Origin of the sequence: Nonomuraea sp. NPDC001831, assembly GCF_042892035.1 — a bacterium.
Lineage (GTDB): Bacteria > Actinomycetota > Actinomycetes > Streptosporangiales > Streptosporangiaceae > Nonomuraea.
Genome location: NZ_JBIATU010000002.1, coordinates 837,373 through 859,273 on the forward strand (window position 1 = coordinate 837,373; position 21,901 = coordinate 859,273).

The 21,901-nt window shown below is 71.9% G+C and carries 20 protein-coding genes; 4 read left to right on the forward strand and 16 right to left on the reverse strand.

Annotation, left to right across the window (positions count from 1 at the left end; all coding sequences use genetic code 11):
• Positions 1-37 precede the first annotated feature (37 nt).
• On the reverse strand, positions 38-811 hold the full coding sequence (locus ACFYYW_RS09385; protein WP_387646816.1) for a hypothetical protein: 774 nt from the start codon (positions 809-811) through the stop codon (positions 38-40).
• Between the two features lie 227 nt (positions 812-1,038).
• Here ACFYYW_RS09385 and ACFYYW_RS09390 point away from each other — a divergent pair, with 227 nt between their 5' ends.
• A complete protein-coding gene (locus tag ACFYYW_RS09390; RefSeq protein WP_352321617.1) occupies positions 1,039-1,515 on the forward strand; it encodes a GtrA family protein in 477 nt (158 codons plus the stop codon).
• Here ACFYYW_RS09390 and ACFYYW_RS09395 read toward each other — a convergent pair.
• The 10 genes from ACFYYW_RS09395 to ACFYYW_RS09440 all read right to left on the reverse strand — a co-directional run bounded on the left by ACFYYW_RS09395 (position 1,499) and on the right by ACFYYW_RS09440 (position 9,335).
• Positions 1,499-2,776: an ATP-binding protein gene (locus ACFYYW_RS09395; RefSeq protein ID WP_352321619.1), complete on the reverse strand. Its 1,278-nt coding sequence runs from the start codon at positions 2,774-2,776 to the stop codon at positions 1,499-1,501. The genes ACFYYW_RS09390 and ACFYYW_RS09395 overlap by 17 nt on opposite strands.
• Positions 2,777-2,780: 4 nt before the next feature.
• The gene (locus tag ACFYYW_RS09400; RefSeq protein WP_043620820.1) at positions 2,781-3,449 is read right to left on the reverse strand and encodes a response regulator transcription factor; all 669 of its coding nucleotides are present in this window, start codon (positions 3,447-3,449) and stop codon (positions 2,781-2,783) included.
• 267 nt (positions 3,450-3,716) lie between these two features.
• Complete coding sequence (locus ACFYYW_RS09405) at positions 3,717-4,256, reverse strand: hypothetical protein (RefSeq protein WP_352321622.1); 540 nt, start codon at positions 4,254-4,256, stop codon at positions 3,717-3,719.
• 149 nt (positions 4,257-4,405) lie between these two features.
• Positions 4,406-4,891 carry a bacterioferritin gene (gene bfr, locus ACFYYW_RS09410; protein ID WP_387646819.1) on the reverse strand — a complete coding sequence of 162 codons (486 nt, stop codon included), beginning with the start codon at positions 4,889-4,891 and terminating at the stop codon, positions 4,406-4,408.
• 25 nt (positions 4,892-4,916) lie between these two features.
• Entirely contained in the window at positions 4,917-5,093 is a 177-nt protein-coding gene (locus tag ACFYYW_RS09415) for a bacterioferritin-associated ferredoxin (protein ID WP_125632481.1), read from the reverse strand.
• A 121-nt stretch (positions 5,094-5,214) separates the two neighbouring features.
• Positions 5,215-5,835, reverse strand: a complete 621-nt coding sequence (locus ACFYYW_RS09420; protein WP_387646822.1) for an MBL fold metallo-hydrolase — start codon at positions 5,833-5,835, stop codon at positions 5,215-5,217.
• Complete coding sequence (locus ACFYYW_RS09425) at positions 5,835-6,920, reverse strand: S-(hydroxymethyl)mycothiol dehydrogenase (protein WP_352361822.1); 1,086 nt, start codon at positions 6,918-6,920, stop codon at positions 5,835-5,837. The genes ACFYYW_RS09420 and ACFYYW_RS09425 overlap by 1 nt, the downstream gene beginning before the upstream one ends.
• Positions 6,921-6,935: 15 nt before the next feature.
• Entirely contained in the window at positions 6,936-7,916 is a 981-nt protein-coding gene (locus tag ACFYYW_RS09430; protein WP_387646824.1) for an adenylate/guanylate cyclase domain-containing protein, read from the reverse strand.
• Positions 7,917-7,937: 21 nt separating this feature from the next.
• Positions 7,938-8,456: a PH domain-containing protein gene (locus ACFYYW_RS09435; RefSeq protein ID WP_352321630.1), complete on the reverse strand. Its 519-nt coding sequence runs from the start codon at positions 8,454-8,456 to the stop codon at positions 7,938-7,940.
• Between the two features lie 57 nt (positions 8,457-8,513).
• On the reverse strand, positions 8,514-9,335 hold the full coding sequence (locus ACFYYW_RS09440) for a biotin--[acetyl-CoA-carboxylase] ligase (protein ID WP_352321632.1): 822 nt from the start codon (positions 9,333-9,335) through the stop codon (positions 8,514-8,516).
• A gap of 85 nt (positions 9,336-9,420) precedes the next feature.
• On the opposite strand from ACFYYW_RS09440, the gene ACFYYW_RS09445 reads away from it, so the two are divergent.
• Both ACFYYW_RS09445 and fdhD read left to right on the forward strand, forming a co-directional pair.
• Positions 9,421-11,625, forward strand: coding sequence for an FdhF/YdeP family oxidoreductase (locus ACFYYW_RS09445; protein ID WP_387646827.1), 2,205 nt, complete (start codon positions 9,421-9,423; stop codon positions 11,623-11,625).
• Positions 11,622-12,464: a formate dehydrogenase accessory sulfurtransferase FdhD gene (gene fdhD, locus ACFYYW_RS09450; RefSeq protein ID WP_387646829.1), complete on the forward strand. Its 843-nt coding sequence runs from the start codon at positions 11,622-11,624 to the stop codon at positions 12,462-12,464. The genes ACFYYW_RS09445 and fdhD overlap by 4 nt, the downstream gene beginning before the upstream one ends.
• Here the strand turns inward: fdhD and ACFYYW_RS09455 are convergent, their stop codons facing one another.
• Both ACFYYW_RS09455 and ACFYYW_RS09460 read right to left on the reverse strand, forming a co-directional pair.
• Positions 12,465-13,502, reverse strand: a complete 1,038-nt coding sequence (locus ACFYYW_RS09455; protein ID WP_387646832.1) for a hypothetical protein — start codon at positions 13,500-13,502, stop codon at positions 12,465-12,467. It lies immediately after the preceding gene.
• Between the two features lie 80 nt (positions 13,503-13,582).
• Complete coding sequence (locus tag ACFYYW_RS09460; protein WP_387646835.1) at positions 13,583-15,382, reverse strand: hypothetical protein; 1,800 nt, start codon at positions 15,380-15,382, stop codon at positions 13,583-13,585.
• A gap of 160 nt (positions 15,383-15,542) precedes the next feature.
• On the opposite strand from ACFYYW_RS09460, the gene ACFYYW_RS09465 reads away from it, so the two are divergent.
• Entirely contained in the window at positions 15,543-16,622 is a 1,080-nt protein-coding gene (locus ACFYYW_RS09465) for an epoxide hydrolase family protein (RefSeq protein ID WP_352321638.1), read from the forward strand.
• Positions 16,623-16,673: 51 nt separating this feature from the next.
• Here the strand turns inward: ACFYYW_RS09465 and ACFYYW_RS09470 are convergent, their stop codons facing one another.
• The 3 genes from ACFYYW_RS09470 to ACFYYW_RS09480 all read right to left on the reverse strand — a co-directional run bounded on the left by ACFYYW_RS09470 (position 16,674) and on the right by ACFYYW_RS09480 (position 21,894).
• On the reverse strand, positions 16,674-19,250 hold the full coding sequence (locus ACFYYW_RS09470; RefSeq protein WP_352321665.1) for a phosphoenolpyruvate carboxylase: 2,577 nt from the start codon (positions 19,248-19,250) through the stop codon (positions 16,674-16,676).
• A gap of 113 nt (positions 19,251-19,363) precedes the next feature.
• The gene (locus ACFYYW_RS09475; RefSeq protein WP_387646838.1) at positions 19,364-20,956 is read right to left on the reverse strand and encodes a hypothetical protein; all 1,593 of its coding nucleotides are present in this window, start codon (positions 20,954-20,956) and stop codon (positions 19,364-19,366) included.
• A complete protein-coding gene (locus ACFYYW_RS09480) occupies positions 20,953-21,894 on the reverse strand; it encodes an ABC transporter ATP-binding protein (RefSeq protein ID WP_387646840.1) in 942 nt (313 codons plus the stop codon). Before ACFYYW_RS09480 ends, ACFYYW_RS09475 begins: the two co-directional genes overlap by 4 nt.
• Positions 21,895-21,901 lie beyond the last annotated feature (7 nt).

The window sequence follows — 21,901 nt, forward strand, 5'->3', positions numbered from 1 at the left end:
GTGAGCTTACCGGGACGGAACGACTGCCTCGCCGTTGTCAACTCGCGCGTGCCCGGCGCAGCCCGAGCGTCCTGATCCGGCTGCCCGTGCCCACCAGGCTGGCCATCACCACCAGCTCCGTGCGCCCACCTTGGTACGCCAGCCGCAGGGCGTCGAACACCAGGACGGAACCCGCGGCCACCGGGATCGCGAGGGTGCGCGTGCCGAACAGCTCGACGTCGGCGCGGTTCGCGGTGACCTCCTTGAGCAGCCCGCGCAGCGGATCCCCCGCCGGGAAACGTTCGCCCGCCACCCCGGCCGGGTCGGTGAGGTACGTCAGATGCCGCTGCGGCACCAGCCGGGCCTGCCTGACCAGCGACTCCGGCGCCTCGGCGGCCTCCCGCGCCGGCTCGCCGGGCACCGGGACCGGGCCCGCGCCCAGCCGCCAGCGGCCGTCCTCCAGGAAGAACAGGTAGTACGCGGGCGAGGGCTCGCGGGCCAGCGCGGCGAACCAGTCGCCCGCGTCGGGCAGCACGTAGACGGGGTCGGCGGGACGGGCTGGACGGCCGTTCCGGGTCGCCTGGCAGGCACGGCCGTCCAGCGTCCGCTCCGCCCACGTGGTCAGCTCCCGTACGGCGGCGCAGTCCCGCCGCTGCCAGGCCCCCTCGAGCTGCCTGAGCAGCGAGAACGCCTGCTCGGCGGTCGCCGGGTCGACCCGTGGCGCGGCTGCCGGGGCAGGCGTGCGGTCCTCCTGGAGCACGGGGGCGCCGCCGGTCGCGCCACAGCCCGCGGTGAGCAGGGCCAGGATCAACGCGAGCAGTCGAAGCGGCACAGGTGGCTCCCGGGAGGGCGGCCGTCTGGAGCGGCAGGTCCGACATCGCGGGCGGGCCCGCGATCTGAACGGCAGCGTAATGCCGATCTTTCAGAAATGCCGCCCATAAGACGATATTTCTAGAAGTGGTCTTTGCGGGGCATGTTCGGCCCCCTGACACCGGCCGTCCGACATCGCCGGTACGCTGAGGTGGTCAGTCTCGACGAGGGAAAGGACCGAGCGCGGACGTGGAGTTTGCCAAGCGCCTCTACCAGCGGTTCGAGTCCCTGGTTCACGAACTGGCCAAATTCGGGAGCATCGGGGCCGTCGCCTTTCTGCTCGACACGGGTGTCTACAACCTCTTCCTGCTCGGCTTCGAGTGGGGCCCCCTCACCTCCAAGGTGCTCGCCACCACGCTCTCGGCGACCTTCGCCTACCTGGGCAACCGCTTCTGGACCTTCCGCCACCGCGAGCAGAGCGGCCTCGGCCGCGAATACTTCCTGTTCTTCCTGCTCAACGGCGTCGCCCTGCTGTTCGGCCTGCTGGTGATCGGCTTCACCAAGTACACCCTCCACCTGCACGACGGCCTGAGCCTGAACATCGCCAACTTCGCCGGCGTCGGCCTCGGCACGCTGTTCCGCTACTGGTCGTACAAGAAGTGGGTGTTCCTGGAGGCCACCGAGCCGATCCCGGTGGAGCTGCCCGAGATCAGGCAGGACCGCTGACCACGCGGTTCCTGCTGTCCTCCTCGGCCGGGCGCAGGAAGATGGCGAACGTCGCCGGCCGGCGGCGCACCAGTTCCAGCCGTCCGCCGTCGGCGGCGGCCAGCGCGCGGGCGAGGGTGAGCCCGAGGCCGGTGCCGCCGCCCCCGCTGACGTTGCGTTCGAAGATCTTGGGTGCGATCTCGTCGGCGATGCCGGGGCCCTCGTCGGCGACCTCGATCACGATGTAGTTGTCGCCGCAGGTGCTGGTGACGGTGACCGTGCCGCCGCCGTGGCGCAGGGAGTTCTCCAGCAGCGAGGCGATGACCTGGCCGAAGCCGCCGGTGGTGGCCATGGCCTTCAGGCCGCGGGTGCCGTCGAGGTGCAGCGTGCGGCCCGCCTCGCGGAAGACCGGCTCCCACTCGGTGACCTGCTGGATGAGCACCTCGTCGATGGCGACGGGCTCGGCCTGGGCGTGGCGCTGGCGGCGGGCCGCCGCGAGCAGCTCGTCGATCACCGCGGTCAGGCGCTCGGCCTGCACGATGGCCGCCTCGCCCTCCTCCCGGACGACCTCCGGCTCGTTCGAGGCGGCGACGATCTCCTCCAGGCGCATGGTCAGGCCGGTCAGGGGCGTGCGGAGCTGATGGGAGGCGTCGGTGGCGAACTCGCGTTCGCGGGTGAGCAGGTCGGAGATCCGGGTGGCGCTGCGGTCGAGCACCTGGGCCACACGGTCCAGCTCGGGGATGCCGTAGCGGTGCTTGCTGGGCCGCGCGTCGCCCGACCCCAGCCGCTCGGCGATCTTCGCCAGGTCCTGCAGGGGCAGCGTCAGTCTGCGCGACTGTACGACGGCCAGGCTCACGGCCACCGCGAGCGCCGCGACGGCCAGCGCCACGATCAGCAGCAGCCTGGCCCGGACGTCGCGCTCGACCTGATCCCGGTCACGACTTATCCGGACGTAGACCCCGGTGTTGGTCTGGGCGTCCTCGGTCATCAGGTGACCCGACGCCGGCGCTGTGCCGACGACGGTCACCCGCAGAGGGGTTCCGCGTTCCCAGATCTGGATGTACCTGCCCGGATACTTCTGCTCCAGTTGTTGCGGGTCGAGCGGGGTCTCCTGGACCCGGGCGTACTCGACCTCGCCCACGAGACGTTTGGCTTCCGCCCCGAGCTCCTGAGCCGCCTCGTCGACGATCAGACGGCTGACCACGACGCCCAGGGGGACCCCCAGCAACAGGACCGCGATGACCGCGACGACCAGTGTGGAGGAGAGCAGTCGACGGCGCATGCGCCTACTCGCGTTCGAACCGGAAGCCGACTCCCCGGACGGTCGTGATGTATCGGGGCTTGGCGGCATCGTCGCCGAGTTTGCGGCGCAGCCAGGAGATGTGCATGTCGAGGGTCTTGGTCGAACCCCACCAGTTGGTGTCCCACACCTCGCGCATGATCTGCTCCCGGGTGACGACCTTGCCGGCGTCGCGGACCAGCACCCGCAGCAGGTCGAACTCCTTGGTCGTCAGGTGCAGCTCCTTCTCCCCCATCCAGGCGCGGCGGGAGTCGGCGTCGATGCGGACCCCCTGCACGACCGGCGTCTCGGAGGTGCCGCGGCGCAGCAGCGCGCGCACCCGGGCGAGCAGCTCGGCCAGCCGGAACGGCTTGGTCACGTAGTCGTCGGCGCCGGCGTCGAGGCCGACGACGGTGTCCACCTCGTCCACGCGGGCCGTGAGTATCAGAACCGGGGTGCCGTGCCCCTCGGCACGGATCCGGCGGGCGACCTCCAGGCCGTCCATCTCTGGCAGCCCGAGGTCGAGAACGATGAGGTCGATGCCGCCCGACAGGGCCCTCTCCAGGGCCTGCGGGCCGTCGGGGCTCACCTCTACCTGATAGCCCTCGCGGCGTAGCGCACGCGCGAGTGGCTCGGAGATCGAGGTGTCATCCTCGGCGAGAAGTACGCAGGTCATGAAGCGATCGTAGGACCTTAGGCGATCGTTTCCCGGGCACAGCGCGCGGTTTGACTTGTCGTTGACCTATCCATTGACCTGGGCAAACGAAGCTAAATAAGGGTTAGTCGTGATTAAATTACCGCGATTATCGAGGGGAAAACACAAAGCGCTCCAGGCTTTCCCATCACACCACGTACGCCCGCATCCTCGGGACGCGTCGCGCCCGGCGCGGCGCCCGGAGCGTGATACCCCGAGCCGGGCGCCGGAATGCCTGGAACGTGCCGTTCAGAGCCAGCTCGACCGAACGGAGGCGGCCGGGCCGCCGGCCGGCGCCGTGCCGAGCTCGCCGGCGCGTACCCGGTCGAGCAGGCGGCGGACGGTGTCGACGATCTCGGGGGCGGTCTCCCGCAGGCTCGCCGCGTCGCCGGGGCCGACCTCGGCGGGATCGACGCCCGACTGCCGCAGCACGCCGTCGAGGTCGGCCAGCCGCTCCCCCAGCCACTTCAACGGCTCGGCCGACAGCTCCTCGTCGAACACCCGCCGGTCGGGCTCCCAGCCGCTGGAGCCGGGGTGGTGGTGCGTACGGTCGAAGCTGCCCGGCGTGCCGTCGACCGACTCCAGCAGGTCGACCCGCCAGATGAGCTGATCGACGACGATCGGACGGGCCGAGTAGATCGACCCCTTGAGCTCGCCCGGCGCGAGCCTGCGGATCTCCAGGCGCACGCCGTGCTCGGCGCCCTCCTGGTGCTCTCCCGGGTCGGGGTCGACGAAGTACAGGTCGCCGACGGCCACGCCTATGCGCTCGAAGCCGAAGAGATAGAGCATGGAGACCACTCCCTCACAGGTGTCCTGGGCTCGCCTCCCCCAGTATCCGTCAGGCCGCCGCGGGCGGCCCGCGGGCGGCCCGGGAGCGACAGGAAAGGCGACGGCCCCGCTGCCCGGGCGGGCGGCGGGGCCGGAGAGAGCGAGGGGCTCTAGTCGTCGACGGAGCTGGGCTCGGCGTAGCGGGCGAGGTAGAGCTGCTCGCCCAGGCTGCGGATCAGGCCCAGCTCGGTCTCGAGGTAGTCGATGTGCTCCTCCTCGTCCTCGAGGATGTCCTCGAAGATGCGGGCGGAGGTGATGTCGCCCTTCTCCCTCATCAGCTGGATCGCCGGACGCAGCCGTTCGACCACCGCCAGCTCGACCTCAAGGTCGGCCTTGAGCTGCTCCTCCACGGTCTGGCCGATGTGCAGCGTGCCGAGGCGCTGGTAGTTGGGCAGCCCTTCGAGGAACAGGATGCGGTCGGTCAGCCGTTCGGCGTGGCGCATCTCCTCGAAGGACTCGTCGCGCGTGTGCTTGGCCAGCTTGGTGTATCCCCAGTTCTCCTGCATCTTCGCGTGCAGGAAGTACTGGTTGATCGCCGTGAGCTCGGCGGTCAGCTGTTCGTTGAGGAGTTCGATGATCTGCTTGTCGCCCTGCATGAACGGGCCCCTCGTCGCGGTGCGGCTATGCGGTCGTCAGTTCTTCGGACTGCTTCAGGATCGCACAGATCTTCCGTACACAACGGGCACAGTCCCCACCCGCCCCAGTGGTGTCGCGAATCTGTTTCGCGCTCTTCGCCCCGGAGGCGATGCAGTCGTGGACCTCGTTCTCGGTCACAGCACGACAAATGCACACGTACATCCGGGGACAGGCCTCTCAAGCGAGCAGGAAGGGGACGCCTTTAGGTTAGGCACACCTAAGATAGCTCACTTCGGTAAGGCTTGCCTATGTTAGAGGCGTCACATTCACCTGACCCCGCAGGTCAGTGGCCCCTCGCCCGCCACTCCTCCAGGTGCGGCGCCTCCGCCCCGATGGACGTGGAGTCGCCGTGGCCCGTGTGCACGACCGTCTCCGGCGGCAGGGACAGCAGCCGCCCGGCGATCGACTCGATGATCGTGTCGAACGACGAGTACGACCGCCCGGTGGCCCCCGGCCCGCCCTTGAACAGCGTGTCGCCGCTGAACAGCACGCCCGCGTCGGGAGCGTGCAGGCAGACCGCGCCCGGCGAGTGGCCCGGCGTGTGCAGCACCTCCAGCGCCACCCCGCCCACCGTGATCTTCTCGCCGTCGGCCAGCGGCGTGTACCCCACCTCCGGCCCGTACACCTGCTCCCAGAGCACCTGGTCGGCCGGGTGCAGCAGGATCGGCGCGCCGGTCAGCTCGGCCAGCCGGGCGGCGGCGTTGACGTGGTCGTTGTGGGCGTGGGTGCACACGATGGCCTTGACCCGGCGGCCGCCGGCCCGCGCGGCGATGGCGTCGGCGTCGTGCGCGGCGTCGATGATCACGACCTCGCGCGCGTCGCCGACCAGCCAGACGTTGTTGTCGACCTCCCACGTGCCGCCGTCGAGCGAGAACGTGCCGGAGGTGATGACGCGGTCGATCATCAGAGCACCACCACCGAGCGCAGCACCTCGCCGCGGTGCATCTTGGCGAACGCCTCCTCGACCTGGTCGAGCCCGATCGTCTCGGTGACGAACCGGTCGAGCGGCAGCCGGTTCTGCAGGAACAGGTCGATCAGCATCGGGAAGTCCCGCGAGGGCAGGCAGTCGCCGTACCAGGACGACTTCAGCGCGCCGCCGCGGCCGAACACGTCGAGCAGCGGCAGCTCCAGCCGCATCTCCGGCGTCGGCACGCCCACCAGGACGACCGTGCCGGCCAGGTCGCGGGCGTAGAACGCCTGCTCGTACGTCTCCGGCCGGCCGACCGCCTCGATCACCACGTCGGCGCCGAACCCGCCGGTCAGGTCGCGGATCGCCTCGACCGGGTCGTTCTCCCGCGAGTTGACGGTGTGCGTCGCGCCGAACCCGCGGGCCCACTCCAGCTTGCGGTCGTCGACGTCGACGGCGATGATCCGGGACGCCCCGGCCAGCGACGCCCCCAGGATCGCCGCGTCGCCGACCCCGCCGCAGCCGATCACGGCCACGCTGTCGCCGCGCGTCACGCCGCCGGTGTTGATCGCCGCGCCGATGCCGGCCATCACGCCGCACCCCAGCAGGCCCGCGACCTGGGCCGGCGCCTCGGCCGACACCTTCGTGCACTGGCCTGCCGCCACCAGCGTCTTCTCCAGGAACGCGCCGATGCCGAGCGCGGGCGACAGCTCGGTGCCGTCCTTGAGCGTCATCTTCTGGGTGGCGTTGTGGGTGGCGAAGCAGTACCAGGGCCGGCCGCGCAGGCAGGCCCGGCACTGGCCGCACACCGCGCGCCAGTTGAGGATCACGAAGTCGCCGGGCGCGAGCCCGGTGACGCCCTCGCCGACGGCCTCGACCGTGCCCGCGGCCTCGTGGCCCAGCAGGAAGGGGAAGTCGTCGTTGATCCCGCCCTCGCGATAGTGCAGGTCGGTGTGGCAGACCCCGCAGGCCTGCACGTTCACCACCGCCTCGCCCGGCCCGGGGTCGGGGACGACCACCGTCTCCAGCGAAACTTCCTGGCCCTTACCGCGGGCGATCACGCCCTGCACTTCGTACGGCATGGCAGCCATCTTGTGTCAGGAGGATGATCTCCGCAAGACATAGGGCTGGACCACGCCGAGCCCTCTTGCGGGCCGCCTCCTGATCTTGTGCACCGCGACCCCGTCCGACGCTCCGGCCAGGCCCTCGGCCAGCTCGGAGTCGACCAGGATCGTGCCCGGCCGGGCGATGGCCGTGAGCCGGGCGGCCAGGTTGACGGTGGTGCCGAACACGTCGCCCATCATGGGCACGACCGGCCCGTACGCCATGCCGATGCGCAGCTCCAGGCTGTCGGCGAGGTCGAGGGCGATCGCCGCGGCCTGGGCCGGGGCCGGCGCGGTGAACAGCACCTCGTCGCCGAGCGTCTTGACCAGCCGCGCGCCGTGCGCGGCCACCACGTCGGCGGCGCGCGACTCGAAGCCCTCGACCAGCGAGGCCAGCGCCCGCTCGTCCAGCTCGCGCGAGCGGCGGGTGAAGGAGACCAGGTCGGCGAAGCCGACGGCGATCGACACGCGGGCCGGCCCCCGCTCGTCCTGGTCGTCGGCGACGGCCAGCAGCCGGGTGCCGGCGGCGGCGAGCTGGGCCCGCCAGACGTGCACCAGCAGGTGCTCGAAGTCGGGCAGGAGGGCCTTGGCCGTGTCGAGGACACCGTTCAGGTCGGCGTCGGTGCGCGAGTCGGGGACCATCGTGCCGATCACGATCTCGGCCTGCCACTGCGCCAGCCTGGCGGTGGTCTGCCCGAGCGCGCGGGCCATGCGGATGACGGTCTGCTCGTCGAGCAGGCCGCCGTCGATCAGGTTGCGCACCCGGCGCAGCGCGGCCACGTCGGCGTCGCTGAACGCCACGGCGTCGTCGGGGAACTGGGCGAAGCCGAGCGCCCGCCAGATGCGCTGGGCGAGCTCCTGCGACACCCCGGCCCCGGCCGCGACCTGCGCGCGGGTGTGGCGGGCCGGCATGCCGACGAGCGTGCGCTCGATCTGCTCGGCGGTCGGCCTGCCGGGCGGTTGGGTGGCGTTCACGATCAGCAGGCTACGCCAACCTCAGCGGCCGTCGATCTCTCCGTCGGACGCGTCCTCGACCAGCTTGAACAGGTCCATGCGGACGTCCTGGATGCGCGGGATGTCGCGCAGGACGATCTGCCCCCGCTCGCCCGCGGACTCGACGGTCAGCGTGCCGCAGCCGAGCATGCGCTCCATGAACGTCTGGTCGGAGCTGACGGTGTTGACCTTGGCCATCGGGATCTCGTCGGTGGACTTGTTGAGCACGCCCATGCTGATCGTGAACCGGTGGGTCGTCAGGACGTAGCCCGTGTTCTTCCACCGCAGGTAGGGCACGAACGAGAAGATCGTCAGCAGGATCACGGCGATGACGACGACGGCGATCCTGCCGTAGGAGGTGACGCTCTCCCCCCACGCGGTGGGGAAGAAGTAGAGCGCCGCACCCGCTGCCGCGGCGATGAGGATCAGCGCGAAGAACGGGCCGACAAGGCGCTTCCAGTGGGGATGGAAGGATCGGACGCGCTGCTCACCCTGCGTCAGATGGTGGTCGGGAAGGGTCATGCCGCACATGCTGCCACCAACCCGGCCGAGCGGCTACGCCCCGGCTCATCGGGCGGCTCATCGGGCGGCCCGCACGTGCACGACGTCTCCGGCGCCCAGCGTGTAGCGCTCGCCGCCGGACTCCACCTGGAGGTGGCCGGAGCCGTCGATGCCGGTGGCCCGCCCGGTCAGCACCTGCTCGCCCGGCAGCTCCACCCGGACGTCGCGGCCGACCGTGGCGCTGGCGGCGAGGTAGGCGGCGCGCAGCCCGGCGACCTCGGCGTCGCCGCCGGCCGCCTCCCACTCGCGGTAGTGGCTCTCGACCTCGCGCAGCACGGCCCGCAGCAGCGGGTCGCGGTCGAGGCAGGCCGCCTTCTCCATGGCCAGGGAGGTGGCCGTCTCGACCGGGGCCTCCTCCGCGCGCAGGGAGACGTTGAGCCCCATGCCGATGACGACGGCGTCGTCGACCCGCTCGGCCAGCACCCCGGCCAGCTTGCGCTCGCCCACCAGCAGGTCGTTGGGCCACTTCAGGCGCACGTCGACCTCGGCCAGCCGGCGCACGGCCGAGGCGGCGGCCACGCCGTACAGCAGCGGCAGCCACCCCTGGGTCGGCACCGGCGTCGTGGGCCTGAGCAGGACGGAGAACGTCAGCCCCGACCGCGGCGGCGCCGACCAGGCGCGGTCGAGCCGGCCCCGGCCGGCGACCTGCGACTCGGCCACCAGCACCCGGCCCTGCTCGGCCCCGGCCTGGGCGGCCAGGGCCAGGTCGGCGTTGGTCGAGCCGGTGGTCTCGACGACGGTGACGCCGGTCCACAGGGCGCCCGGACGCACGAGCGCGCGGTTGAGCGCGGCCTCCGAGAGCGGCGGACGGTCGAGGTCGGAGAAGCGCGAGGAGGCCATCCCCCTATCTTGGCCGAACCCGCGCCGAGGTCGTCGCACCGCACCGGCTGGTCTCGAAGTCCGCATGAGGGGTAAAGATGGGGGGATGAGCAGACGTCCTGACCCTCGCAACTGGGCTTCGTGGCGGCCCTTCGGCCTCGGGTTGCGCAAGCCGAACAACTACCTGGAGCTGTGGAAGGCGTTCAGGTCGGTCAAGGGGAACAGGCGTTACGCCTGGCGCATACTCAACCAGGGCACCTGCGACGGCTGCGCGCTCGGCACGCACGGCATGCGCGACTGGACGATGGACGAGATCCACCTGTGCAACATCAGGTTGCGCCTGCTGCCGCTGAACACCATGCCCGCGCTCGACGTGTCGCTGCTGCGCGACGTATCCGGGCTGGCCGGGCGCAAGAGCGCGGAGCTGCGGGAGCTGGGGCGGCTGCCGTACCCGATGGTGCGGCGGGCCGGCGAGCCCGGCTTCACCCGCATCACGTGGGACGAGGCGCTGCGGGTGGCGGCCGAACGGCTGCGCGGCGCGCGCTTCGGCACGTACCTGACCAGCCGCGGGGTGCCCAACGAGAACTACTACGCGGCGCAGAAGGCGGTGCGGGCGCTCGGCACGAACAACGTCGACAACGCCGCCCGCATCTGTCACTCGCCCTCGACGGTCGCGCTCAAGCAGACCATCGGCGCGGCGGCCACCACCTGCTCCTACGCCGACTGGATCGGCTCGGACCTGATCGTCTTCATCGGCTCGAACCCGTCGAACAACCAGCCGGTCGCGATGAAGTACCTCTACCACGCCAAGAAGGCCGGCACCCGGATCGCCATGGTCAACGCCTACCGCGAGCCGGGCATGGACAAGTACTGGGTGCCCTCCAACGCCGAGTCCGCGCTGTTCGGCACGAAGATCACCGACGAGTTCTTCGGCGTGAACGTCGGCGGCGACATCGGCTTCCTCAACGGCGTGCTCAAGCACCTCATCGAGAACGACTGGGTGGACAAGGCGTTCGTGAGCGGGCGCACGTCCGGGTTCGAGGAGGCGCGCAAGGCCGTCGAGGCCCAGTCGTGGGCCGAGCTCGAAGCGCTCTCGGGGGCGACCAAGGAGCAGATGTTCCGGCTGGCCGAGCTGCTCGGCCGGGCGCGCTCGGCGGTGCTGGTCTGGTCGATGGGCATCACCCAGCACGCCTACGGCGAGGACAACGTCCGGGCGATCGTCAACCTGGCGCTCGCGCGCGGCTTCCTCGGGCGCGACAAGTGCGGGCTGATGCCGATCCGGGGGCACAGCGGGGTGCAGGGCGGGGCCGAGATGGGCGCGTACGCGACCGGCTTCCCCGGCGGCCTGCCGATCACGTCCGCCAACGCCGCCAAGTTCACCGACCTGTGGGGCTTCCAGGTGCCCGACACGGCCGGGCTGACCGCGACCGACATGATCGACGCGGCCCATCGGGGCGAGCTCGACGCGCTCGTCTCCTCCGGCGGCAACTTCCTGGAGGTGCTGCCCGACCCGGCCTACTGCCGCGAGGCGCTGTCCAGGCTGGGGCTGCGGGTGCACATCGACATCGTGCTGTCCTCGCAGATGCTCGTGCCGGGCGAGGGCGACGTGCTGCTGCTGCCCGCCCAGACGCGTTACGAGATGGTCGGCGGCGTGACCGAGACCTCCACCGAGCGGCGGATCATCTTCTCGCCCGAGGTCGAGGGGCCGCGCGTGGGCGAGGCCTGGCCGGAGTGGAAGATCTTCTCCGAGCTGGCTGCCCGTACCCGTCCGGAGATAGCCGACCATGTGCGGTTCACCGGCACTCCGCAGATCCGTGCGGAGATCGAGCAGGTCGTGCCGTTCTACCAGGGCATCTCCGGGTTGCGGAAGTTCGGGGACAACGTCCAGTACGGCGGCCGCCACCTCTTCGCCGACGGCCGCTTCCAGACGCCCGACGGGCTGGCCGTCTTCTCGGTGGTCGAGCCGCCCGCACTTGAGCGCCCCGATGGCACGTTCAAGGTCGCGACCAGGCGCGGCAAGCAGTTCAACAGCATGGTCCACGAGCGGCTCGACGGCTTCAACGGCGCCGCCCGCGAGGCCGTGCTGATGAGCCCGTACGACGCCGACCGGCTCGGGCTGGCCGACGGCGCGCCGGTCGAGCTGCGCGCGGGCGAGCGCTCCTACCAGGGCAAGGTGCTGCGCGCCCCGCTCATGCCGGGCAACCTGCAGATCCACTGGCCGGAGGGGAACGTCCTGCTCGACGAGGCCCGGCGCTCGCCACAGGCGCGCATCCCCGACTACAACGCGCTCGTCACCGTGCGGCCGCTGTGAAGGCGCGTCCCGGGCCCACCACCCGCGTCCGCATCAGGGAGCTGGCCGGCTCCGGAGCCCGCGACCGGCGCGACGACCTGGCCACGGAGGAGCCGCTGGAGATCCGCCTCACCGGCGGCGACGGCGCCCGCAAGACGGTCGCCATCACCATGCGCACGCCGGGGCACGACTTCGAGCTGGCGGCCGGGTTCCTGAGCGGCGAGGGCCTGGCCGGGCCGGACGACATCGCGGCCATCGCGTACTGCACGGACGACGACCTGCCGCCCGAGGCCCGCTACAACACCGTCACCGTCCGCCTGCACGGCCCGGTGCCCGACCTGCCGGCGCTCGACCGGCACTTCCTCACCTCCAGCGCGTGCGGCGTGTGCGGCTCGGCCGGCCTCGACGCGCTGCACGGCCGGTGCAAGCCGATCCCCAGGGGCTCGCTCGAACTCACCCCCGAGGTCCTCTACGGCCTGCCGGGCGCGCTGCGCGAGGCCCAGGGCGTGTTCGGCAAGACCGGCGGGCTGCACGCGGCGGGCCTGTTCTCGGCGACGGGCACGCTGCTGGCCTTGCGCGAGGACGTCGGCCGGCACAACGCCGTGGACAAGCTGGTCGGCTGGGCGGCGCTGGCGGGCCGGCTGCCGCTGGCCGAGCACGTGCTCATGGTCAGCGGCAGGGCCAGCTACGAGATCATGCAGAAGGCGCTGGCGGCCGGCGTCCCGGCGGTCTGCGCGGTGTCGGCGCCCTCGTCCCTGGCCGTCGATCTGGCCAGGGAGTTCGGGTTGACGCTGGTGGGGTTCCTGCGCGGCGAGCGCTGCAACGTCTACGCCGGGCAGGAGCGGGTCGTCACGTCCTAGTCAGCGGCAGACCACGCGCTGGGTCGAGGTCAGCGTCGGCTGGTTGTTGTTCAGCACTTCGAGCGTGAGGTTCCCCGACTGCTTCGACTCCTGCCGCCACACGGGGGCCTGCACGCGCAGGATCCCGCTCTCGGGCACGGTGAGCGACTTCGTGTCGAGCTGCGTGCCCGCCATCAGCCAGCGGTAGTCGATCCGGGCGCCCGCCGGGGCGCGGAAGGCGGCGTGCGCGGTCAGCCAGGGCGCCTCGGCGCAGTCGCCGTAGTAGGCCATCGGGGTGAACTCGCTGATCCGCACGTACGGCACCGGCGACGGGACCGCCCGGCACGACCAGAGGTAGGTCTCCTCCTTGACGGGCTTGTTGTGGTTGAGGATCTCGACGCGCACCCGGCCGGTGCCGCTCGATCGCGCCGAGCTGTAGAACAGGTCGCCGATCTGGGCCTTGGCCCCTCCCCAGAGCCGCTGCGACCGGACCCAGCCGGGGACGCCGTCCACGACGATCCGGTACTGGATCTCGGTGTCGCGGTCCGCGACCACCACGGCCTCCGCCCGGAGCCCGACGGGGGAGGCGCACTCGCCGACATGGGACGGTGTCAGCATCCCGCTGATGGTGACGTACGCCGGGGGCGCGGCCGGGCCGCAGGCGAAGGTGAAGCCCTGCTCGGCCGTGCCGCCCTGGGCGAGGAGCCGGACGCGGTGGGCGCCGACGTCGGCGGTGCCGAAGTTCCAGGAGGCCGAGGCGGCCTGCGACCTGGGCTGGGCGCTGTCGGGGAAGGAGAGCGTGCCGCCGCGCACCTCCTTGTCGTCGACCTGCCACGAGTAGGTCACGGTGGCGGCCGGTCCGGGCGGGAGCTCCACGTGCCCGGCGACGTTGTAGGTGACGGGCGCGGCGCACGTGCCCGAGTAGCTGCCGGGGGTGAGCCCGTCGATGACCACCTGTGGCACGTCCGCCGCGGCGGCGGTGACAGCGGCGGCGGGCACGGTGACGGCCGGCAGGGCGCCGAGCAGCGCGGCGCCCAGCAGTAGGGTTGTCCATCTCATCCTGGGGTTCCTCCTCGCGAAGACGGAACCCCAGGATGATCAAGGCGGCTTGTGTCCCGGTTGGATGTGCCTTGTGAGGCCTATTCGCAGGTCACCGGATAGGTGCCTTCGATGGATGGCTTGTTGTGGTTCAGCACCTCCAGCCGGACCACGCCGGAGGTCTTCGTGTCCCGGCTCCAGTTGGCCGCCTGCACCTGGAGCAGACCGCCGGAGTTGGTCTTGTACGTGGCCGGCTCCGTGGGCCTGCCGTCGATGACCCAGCGCCAGGTGATCTCGGTGTCCGGCGCGGCGCGGAAGGCGCCGTGGGCGGTCACGTACGGGGCCTCGGCGCAGTCGCCGAAGTAGTGGACCGGACGGAACTCGCTGATCCGCACCGTGCCCGGCGACGGGTCCACCGGCACGCAGGTCACCGTGTACGGCCGCTCCCTGACCAGCTTGTTGTGGTTCAGCACCTCGATGCGGATCACACCGCTTCCGCTGGCCTTCGGGGAGACGTAGAACAGGTCGCCGATCATCTGGGCCCTGCCGGGCTTGGCCTCCTGCGTCCTGACCGGGCCGGGCTTGCCGTCCACGACGACGCGGTAGCGCACCTCGGCCTCGCGGTCGGTGGTGATCCGGGCGTCGGCCCGCATGCCGATCGAGCCGGTGCAGTCGCCCTGGTAGACGGGCGTCAGCAGGTAGGGGATGGCCAGCTTGGCGGGGTCGGGGTCGGTCGTGCAGGACAGGGCGAACGTGCGCTCGGCGGCCTGCGCCGCGGCGGGCTGGGTGGTCAGGGCCAGCTTGTGGGAGCCGGTCTTCGACTGGTCGAGGCTCCAGGCGGCGGTGACGTCCTGCGACCTGGGCTGGGTGCCGGCCGGGAAGCTGACGGTCTGGTGTTGCCACTCGGCGCCGTCGAGGGTCCACCAGTAGCCGACGCTGGCGGCCGGGCCCGCCGGGAGGGTGATGCGGCCGGTGGCCTGGTAGGCGATGGGCTCGTCGCAGTAGCCCGCGTAGTCGCCGGGCGTCAGGGCGCTGATCGCCGCCTGCGGCTGCTGCGCCGGGGGCTCGGCGGTCGTGGTCGGCTTGGGCGTCGAGGAGGTCGTCGGCGTCGGGGTGGGCGTGATGGTGGGCGTCGGGGTGGGCTTCGGGCCCGGCGTGACGCGGCAGGTCACCGCGTACGACGCCCGCGCGGAGTCGTGGCCGCCGGCGTTGAGGATCCGTACCGACTTCCAGCCCGCGGTGGAGGTGCCCACGGACAGCGGCAGCGTGACCTGCCTGCTGCGCGGGCCGCCGGCGGCGAAGTACAGCGACTCCACCGCGCCCTCGCCCGTGGCGCTGTCGATCCACTGGTAGCCGACCTTGGCGGGGGTGCGCGAGACCTGGATGGTCGCAGTGAACGTCACGGTCGTCGGGCAGCGGCCGTCCTGGCGGGGCGGGCTCGCCTGCACGCTCGCGGCCGTCTCCAGCGGCCCGTCCGGCCGAGCGGGCAGCGGGTTGACCACGTCGTACCGCTGCGGGGCTCCGGCGCAGGCGACGCGGAAGCGGGCCTTGGCCGACAAACCGCGCCGGCCGAGCACCTCGACGGCCTGCCAGCCGGTGGTGTCGCGGTCGAAGGTCTGGCGGTCCCTCACGACGACCTTGCGCGCGCCGTTGACGCGGAAGCTCCTGATGGCGCTCTTGCTGCGGTCACCGCGTACCCAGCGGTACCGCACGGTGCCCTTGCCCTTGGCGGCCACCGTGGCGGAGAAGGCCACGGTCGTGGGGCACTCGCCTGCCTGACCGGCGGGAACGGCCCTGACCCGGGTCACCGAGGTCGCCGGGGCGGCGGCGGCCTGGGCCGGAGGAGCGGCCAGCAGGCTGCCGAGCATCACCGCGCCCAGCAGCAAGGCTGTCCTTTTCATGAGGGGGTCCCTTTCTGCGCTGATCAAAGCCCCCATGCTGCTCAGTGATCCTTGGAAGTCACTTGGAGGCGCCTTGTGCAGATTGTGGAATGAAGCGTTCCGTTCTGCTATAGTTGGAACAGAACAAGCCGTTCCGCTTCTTCGGTCGAGAGGACCCCTCATGAGCATCCGCCCGTTCCGCATCGAGATCTCCCAGGCCGACCTCGACGACCTGCGGGCCCGGCTCGCACTGACCCGCTTCGCCGACGAGATCCCGGGCGCCGACCAGGGCGTGGGCGTCGACCGGGTCAAGCGCCTGGTGGCCCACTGGCAGTCCGGCTTCGACTGGCGCGCCCAGGAGGCCAGGCTCAACGCCTACCCGCAGTTCACGACGGAGATCGACGGGCAGAACATCCACTTCATCCACGTACGCTCTGACAACCCCGACGCCCTGCCGCTGATCCTCACCCACGGCTGGCCCGGCACCGTCGCCGAGTACCTCGACGCGATCGAGCCGCTGTCGCGCCACTTCCACGTGGTCGTCCCGTCGCTGCCCGGCTTCGGCTTCTCCGGCCCGACCAAGGAGCTCGGCTGGAACAACCGGCGCATCGCCGGGGCCTGGGCCGAGCTGATGGCCCGTCTGGGCTACGAGCGCTACGGCGCCGTCGGCAACGACGGCGGCTCGATGATCTCCCCCGAGCTGGGCCGGATCGACGCCGAGCACGTCGTCGGCGTGCACGTCACCCAGCTGTTCTCCTTCCCCTCCGGCGACCCGGCCGAGTTCGCCGGCCTGAGCGAGGAGGACCAGGCCGGGCTGGCCGTGCTCGACTGGTTCTGGAAGGAGAAGGGCGCGTTCAACGTCCTGCAGTCGCAGCAGCCGCAGACGCTCGCGCACGCCCTCGCCGACTCCCCCGCCGGGCTCGTCGGCTGGCTCGCCCAGCTCTTCGACGAGGACCTGGACGACGACTTCGTGCTGACCAACGCCTCGATCCACTGGTTCACCGGCACCGCCGGCTCGGCCCTGCGGCTCTACTGGGAGAACGCCCGCATGGAGCAGCCGCAGGAGCCGACGACCACCCCGACCGCGCTGGCCATGGGCGAGGGCGACTTCAAGTCGATCCGCCGCTTCGCCGAGCGCGACCACCACGGCATCGTCTCGTGGAAGACCCTGCCCGCCCCCGCCCGCGGCCACTACACCGCTCACACCGCCACGGAGGCGCTCACCTCCGACATCACGGCCTTCTTCGACAGCCTGCGCTGATTCCGCGCGCTTCGGACGGCCCGGCCCCCCCGCCGGGCCGTCCGCGCGTGCTCAGCCCGTGTTCTGCAGGCCGGCGGCCACGCCGTTGACCGACAGCAGCAGCAGCGTGGACAGCCGCTCGCGCTCCTGCTCCGACAGGTCCTCGGTGCGCATCGCGCGCAGCGCCCGCAGCTGCAGGTGCGACAGCGCGTCGACGTACGGGTCGCGCAGCTGCACGGCCCGCGAGAGCACCTTGCGGTTCTCCAGCAGCCGCGTGTGGCCGGTCACCCGCAGCACCAGCTCGCGGGTGCGGTCGTACTCCTCCAGCACCTGGCGGGCGAAGTCGTCGCGGCCGCCGAGCGCCAGGTAGCGCTTGGCGATCGACCGGTCGGTCTTGGCCAGCGACATCTCGGCGTTGTCCAGCATCGCGTTGAACAGCGGCCATTCGGCGTAGGCCGCGCGCAGCTCGTCGAGGGAGCCGACGGCGGCCAGGCCGGTGCCCAGGCCGTACCAGCCGGGCAGGTTGACGCGGGTCTGGGCCCAGGCGAACACCCACGGGATGGCCCGCAGGTCGTCCAGCGAGCGCGGCGCGCCCAGGCCGCGGCGGGCCGGACGGGAGCCGAGCCGCAGCGAGCCGATCTCCTCCAGCGGGCTGACCAGCGCGAACCACTCGGGGAACCCGGGGGCCTCGGTGAGCGCCCGGTAGGCCTCCTCCGAGGCCGTGGCCACCTGCTGGGCCAGGCCGCGGAACCGCTCGGCGGCGGCCGCCGTACGGGCGCCGACCGTGGGCGAGGAGGCCAGCAGCACGGCGTTGGTGACCTGCTCCAGATGACGGCGGGCGATGGCGATGTGCCCGTAACGAGCGAAGATGACCTCGCCCTGCTCGGTGACCTTGAAGCGACCCGCGACCGAGCCCGGCGCCTGCGCCAGCACCGCCCGGTTGGCCGGGCCGCCGCCGCGGCCGAGCGCGCCGCCGCGGCCGTGGAACATGCGCAGCTTGACGTCGTGCTCGTGGGCCCACACGGTCAGCTCCTCCTGGGCCTCGTAGAGGCGGAGGGTGGCGGCCGCCGGGCCCAGCTCCTTGGCCGAGTCGGAGTAGCCGAGCATGATCTCCATGCGCCGGCCGGTCGCGGCCAGGCGGTCCTGGATCTGCGGGATCTCCAGCATGCCGCTCAGCACGCGCGGCGAGTTCGCCAGGTCCTGGCCGGACTCGAACAGCGGCACCACGTCGAGCACCGGCGCCCGGTCGCCCAGGGCGTGCCCGGCCAGCTCGTAGACGGCCGCGATGTCGTCGGCCGAGCGGGTGAAGGAGACCACGTAGCGGGAGCAGGCCGTGACGCCGAACCGCTCCTGGATCCAGGCGATCACCCGGATCGTGGCCAGCACCTCCTCGGTGCGCTCCGACAGCTCGCCGCCGGCCCTGATCTCCTCCAGGGCCGCCGCGTGCACCTGCGAGTGCTGGCGCACCTCCAGCTCGGCCAGGTGGAAGCCGAACGTCTCGACCTGCCAGACGAGGTGCTGCAGCTCCCCGTACGCCTGCCGCGGCGCGCTGCCCGCCAGCGACTCCTGCACCAGGCGCAGGTCGGCCAGCAGCTCGGCGGGCGCGCGGTAGGCGAGGTCGAGGTCGCGGCGGCGGGTGGCGGCGATGCGGGCGGCCACGTACAGCAGCCACTGGCGGTGCGGCTCGCGCGGCGAGCGGGTGGCCAGCTCGGAGACCAGCTCGGGATGCGCGTCGACGGCCGCGGCCAGCGCGCCCTTCAGCTCGGCCGAGCAGGGCGAGAACTGGGCGGAGGCGGTCAGCGTGCGGGCGATGCGCGTGCAGGCCGTCTCCAGGGCGGTCAGCACGTGCTCGGACTGGATCTGGATCGTGTCGCGGGTGACCTTGGCGGTGACGTTGGGGTTGCCGTCGCGGTCGCCGCCGATCCAGCTTCCGTAGCGGATGAAGGGCCTGGCCAGCGGCGGACGGGTGCCGGTGCCCGCGTCGAGCGCCGCGTCGAGCGAGCGGTAGACCTGGGGCACCATGCGGAACAGCGTCTCGTCGAAGGCGGCCATGGCGGTGCGCACCTCGTCGAGCGGGTCGAGCTTGGTGGAGCGCAGCTGGGCCGTCCGCCACAGCAGGTCGATCTCCTCCAGCAGGCGGCGCCTGCTCTCGGCGCGCTCGGACGCGCCGCGCCCGGGCGCGTTGTACTCGGTCAGCTGGCCGCTGATGCGCTGGATGGCGGTGACGACCGCGCGCCTGCGCGCCTCGGTGGGGTGCGCGGTCAGCACCGGGTGCAGCTCCAGCCCCTGCAGCAGCTCCCGCACGCGCTCCTCGCCGAGCTCGTGGACGGCCTGCGCCAGCGACTCCCGCTGCACCCTCCCCTCGGCGTCACGCTCGCGCAGCGTGCGGATCCGGTAGTGCTCCTCGGCCAGGTTCGCCAGGTGGAAGTAGCAGGTGAACGCGCGGGCGACCGCGACCGCCCGCTCGATCTCCCATCCGGCGACCATTTCGGTGATCTCGTCGGCGGAAATCTCGCCTCTGCGCGCCGCGATGACGGCTTTGCGCAACCGTTCGACGTCGGCCAGCAGGTCTTCGCCACCTTGTTCGGCGATCACCTGGCCGAGCAGCTTGCCGAGCATGCGCACGTCGTGGCGCAGCTCGTCAGGCATCTCGGTCACGGCGGCACTACGACGCTCGAGCCCCTGGTCAATCATGCTTCGAAGGGTATCGACTCGCTTTCGGCGACCGCATGGCGGTCTCGCCCATTGGACTAGACCACTCCCTAGCTGGGCTTCGAGACGGCCGCCAGGAGCTCCGGGAGGCGGGGGAAGCCGATCTTGCCGGCGAGGCGTCTGCCGAGCACTTCGATCAGCAGGCCGTAGAAGGGCGCGAGCACCGACACCCACATCAGCCCGAACGCCAGCGGCAGCACGATCGGCAGCGACATCAGCGCGATCCCGAGCATCGCCCCGATCGACGACGCGAACGCCTGACCGCCCTGGCCGGGCGCGGCGCCGCTGAAGGCGTTCATCCGCTCCGGCAGCGTGTACGGGATCGTCACGCTGGTCACCGAGCCGACCCCGAGCCCGACGCCGAGCGCGCCCAGCCCGGTCAGGAACGCCGGCACGACGGCCTCCTGGCTGCCGGTGAAGAACGCCGCCGCGACCGCCACGAGCAGCAGCAGCGGCGCGGCGACCAGGCAGTTGGCCAGGTGGCGGCCCGCCAGGTCGCGGCGCAGGTCCTCCTCCGAGCCGAAGGCCACGGCGTTCATCCACAGGGAACGCCCGTCGATGCCGAACGCGTTGCCCGACTGCAACGAGATCATCAGCGCGCCCATGCCGGTGATCAGCACCGGCAGCACCGGCCCCGCCTGCCCCTCGGTGCTGTTGTTCAGCGAGAACGCCAGGACGACGGTCACCACCACCGAGGAGAACCAGCCCACGCGGAACCTCGGCTCCCGCCTGATGTACTTCAGCTCCTTGGTCACCACGGCCGCCAGCGGCCCGTCGGGCAGGAGCCGGTCGGCCAGGCCGCGCTCCCGGCGGACGGAGGCCGCCTGCGTGGAGGCGTCCGGCGAGACCAGGGCCCGGCCGAGCGCCTTGATCCACAGCCAGGCGACGACCACGACCAGCACCGCGACGGCGGCCAGCTCCGCCACGCCGACCAGGCCGCCGTCGGCCATGGCGTGCGCGGCCATGCCCGGCGGCGTCCAGCGCAGGACGCCGGCCAGCCGGTGGAGGATCGCGGCGGGGTCGCCGAGGCCGCGGTTCATCAGCAGGTTGGGCAGCTGGGCCAGGAGCACCACGAACAGGGCGGCCACGGCCAGCACGTCACGCCCGCGCCGGCTGCGCAGCGCCCCGGACAGCGAGGTGGTGATCAGCCGCGAGGTGACCACGCAGAGCGCGAACTGCAGCAGCACCGCGGGCACGCCGAGCAGCACGCCCCCGAGGCCCGTGGGCAGCCCGACCAGCGCGCCGGCCGTGACGACGAGCATCGCCAGCGGCCACGCGCCCGTCGCGGACGCGGTGAACAGCCCGACGGCCAGCTCGCGCGTACGCAGCGGGAACAGCGACAGCCGCGCCGGGTCGAGCGTGTCGTCCAGCCCGAACGCCAGCAGCGGCACGATCATCCAGCTCACCAGGAAGAACGCGTACGCGACGATCACCAGCTCGGCGGCGACGTCGGAGGGCGCGAGCCTGAGCAGGCTCATCAGCAGGAACCCCAGCACGGCCAGGCCGGCCGCGGCGAGCAGGGTGAAGACGAAGCCGAGCTTGCGCTGCACGTCGCCGCGCAGGTTGCCGACCAGCAGCCGCAGCTTGAGCCGCGCGAACAGCGCGGCCGTCGCCATGGGCGACCCCGTGACGGCGGCGCTCACGGCGTGTCCTGAGGCGCGGCAGCGGCCGGAGGCACGGACGGCGGCGTGGCAGCGGATGCGGCCGGGGGCGCGGGCGGGGGTGCGGGCGGGGGTGCGGTCGGGTGCGTGGCAGCGGGTGCAGCCGGGAGTGTGGTCGGGGTTGTGGTCGGGGGTGCGGGCGGGGGCTGGTGGCCGGGGCGGGCGCCGAGCCAGCTCAGCCCGGCCTCGCCGTGGGCGCGGGAGCCGCCGCCGACCAGCCGCATGAACGCCTCGTTGAGGCTGGAGCCGCCGCGCACCTGCTCCAGCGGCCCCTGGGCGACGATGTGGCCGCCGCTCATCACCGACACCCAGTCGCACAGCCGCTCGACGAGGTCCATGACGTGGCTGGAGAAGATGACCGTCGAGCCGGAGGCGGTGAAGCGCCGCAGCACCTCGGTCAGGGTGTTGGAGCTGACCGGGTCGACCCCCTCGAACGGCTCGTCGAGGAAGAGCACGGACGGGTTGTGCAGCAGCGCTGCGGCCAGCCCGATCTTCTTGCGCATGCCGGTGGAGTAGTCGACGACGAGCTTGTCGGCGGCCCCGGTCAGGTCCATCACGTCGAGCAGCTCGCCCGCGCGCTGCTCGACGTCGGCCTTGGGGATGCCGCGCAGCCGGCCGTTGTAGAGCAGCAGCTCGCGGCCCGACAGCCGCTCGAACAGCCGCAGCCCCTCGGGCAGCACGCCGATGCGCGCCTTGACGGCGACCGGGTCGCGCCAGACGTCGAACCCGTCGATCGCGGCCTGACCGCCGTCGGGCCGCAGCAGGCCCGTGATCATGCTCAGCGTGGTCGTCTTGCCGGCCCCGTTGGGACCGACCAGGCCCGCGAAACTGCCCGCCGGGACCACGAGGTCGACCCCGGCCACCGCGACCTGCGCGCCGTAGCGCTTGTACAGGCCGTGGGAGCGAACCGCATCCGTCATGGATCCA

What these genes read in the sequence shown, in the direction of transcription:
- ACFYYW_RS09395 (WP_352321619.1), bottom strand. Translation starts at nt 2,776, where the DNA reads ATGCGCCGTCGACTGCTCTCCTCCACACTGGTCGTCGCGGTCATCGCG.
- ACFYYW_RS09400 (WP_043620820.1), bottom strand. Translation starts at nt 3,449, where the DNA reads ATGACCTGCGTACTTCTCGCCGAGGATGACACCTCGATCTCCGAGCCA.
- ACFYYW_RS09405 (WP_352321622.1), bottom strand. Translation starts at nt 4,256, where the DNA reads ATGCTCTATCTCTTCGGCTTCGAGCGCATAGGCGTGGCCGTCGGCGAC.
- bfr (WP_387646819.1), bottom strand. Translation starts at nt 4,891, where the DNA reads ATGCAGGGCGACAAGCAGATCATCGAACTCCTCAACGAACAGCTGACC.
- ACFYYW_RS09415 (WP_125632481.1), bottom strand. Translation starts at nt 5,093, where the DNA reads ATGTACGTGTGCATTTGTCGTGCTGTGACCGAGAACGAGGTCCACGAC.
- ACFYYW_RS09420 (WP_387646822.1), bottom strand. Translation starts at nt 5,835, where the DNA reads ATGATCGACCGCGTCATCACCTCCGGCACGTTCTCGCTCGACGGCGGC.
- ACFYYW_RS09425 (WP_352361822.1), bottom strand. Translation starts at nt 6,920, where the DNA reads ATGCCGTACGAAGTGCAGGGCGTGATCGCCCGCGGTAAGGGCCAGGAA.
- ACFYYW_RS09435 (WP_352321630.1), bottom strand. Translation starts at nt 8,456, where the DNA reads ATGACCCTTCCCGACCACCATCTGACGCAGGGTGAGCAGCGCGTCCGA.
- ACFYYW_RS09440 (WP_352321632.1), bottom strand. Translation starts at nt 9,335, where the DNA reads ATGGCCTCCTCGCGCTTCTCCGACCTCGACCGTCCGCCGCTCTCGGAG.
- ACFYYW_RS09445 (WP_387646827.1), top strand. Translation starts at nt 9,421, where the DNA reads ATGAGCAGACGTCCTGACCCTCGCAACTGGGCTTCGTGGCGGCCCTTC.
- ACFYYW_RS09455 (WP_387646832.1), bottom strand. Translation starts at nt 13,502, where the DNA reads ATGAGATGGACAACCCTACTGCTGGGCGCCGCGCTGCTCGGCGCCCTG.
- ACFYYW_RS09460 (WP_387646835.1), bottom strand. Translation starts at nt 15,382, where the DNA reads ATGAAAAGGACAGCCTTGCTGCTGGGCGCGGTGATGCTCGGCAGCCTG.
- ACFYYW_RS09465 (WP_352321638.1), top strand. Translation starts at nt 15,543, where the DNA reads ATGAGCATCCGCCCGTTCCGCATCGAGATCTCCCAGGCCGACCTCGAC.
- ACFYYW_RS09470 (WP_352321665.1), bottom strand. Translation starts at nt 19,250, where the DNA reads ATGCCTGACGAGCTGCGCCACGACGTGCGCATGCTCGGCAAGCTGCTC.
- ACFYYW_RS09480 (WP_387646840.1), bottom strand. Translation starts at nt 21,894, where the DNA reads ATGACGGATGCGGTTCGCTCCCACGGCCTGTACAAGCGCTACGGCGCG.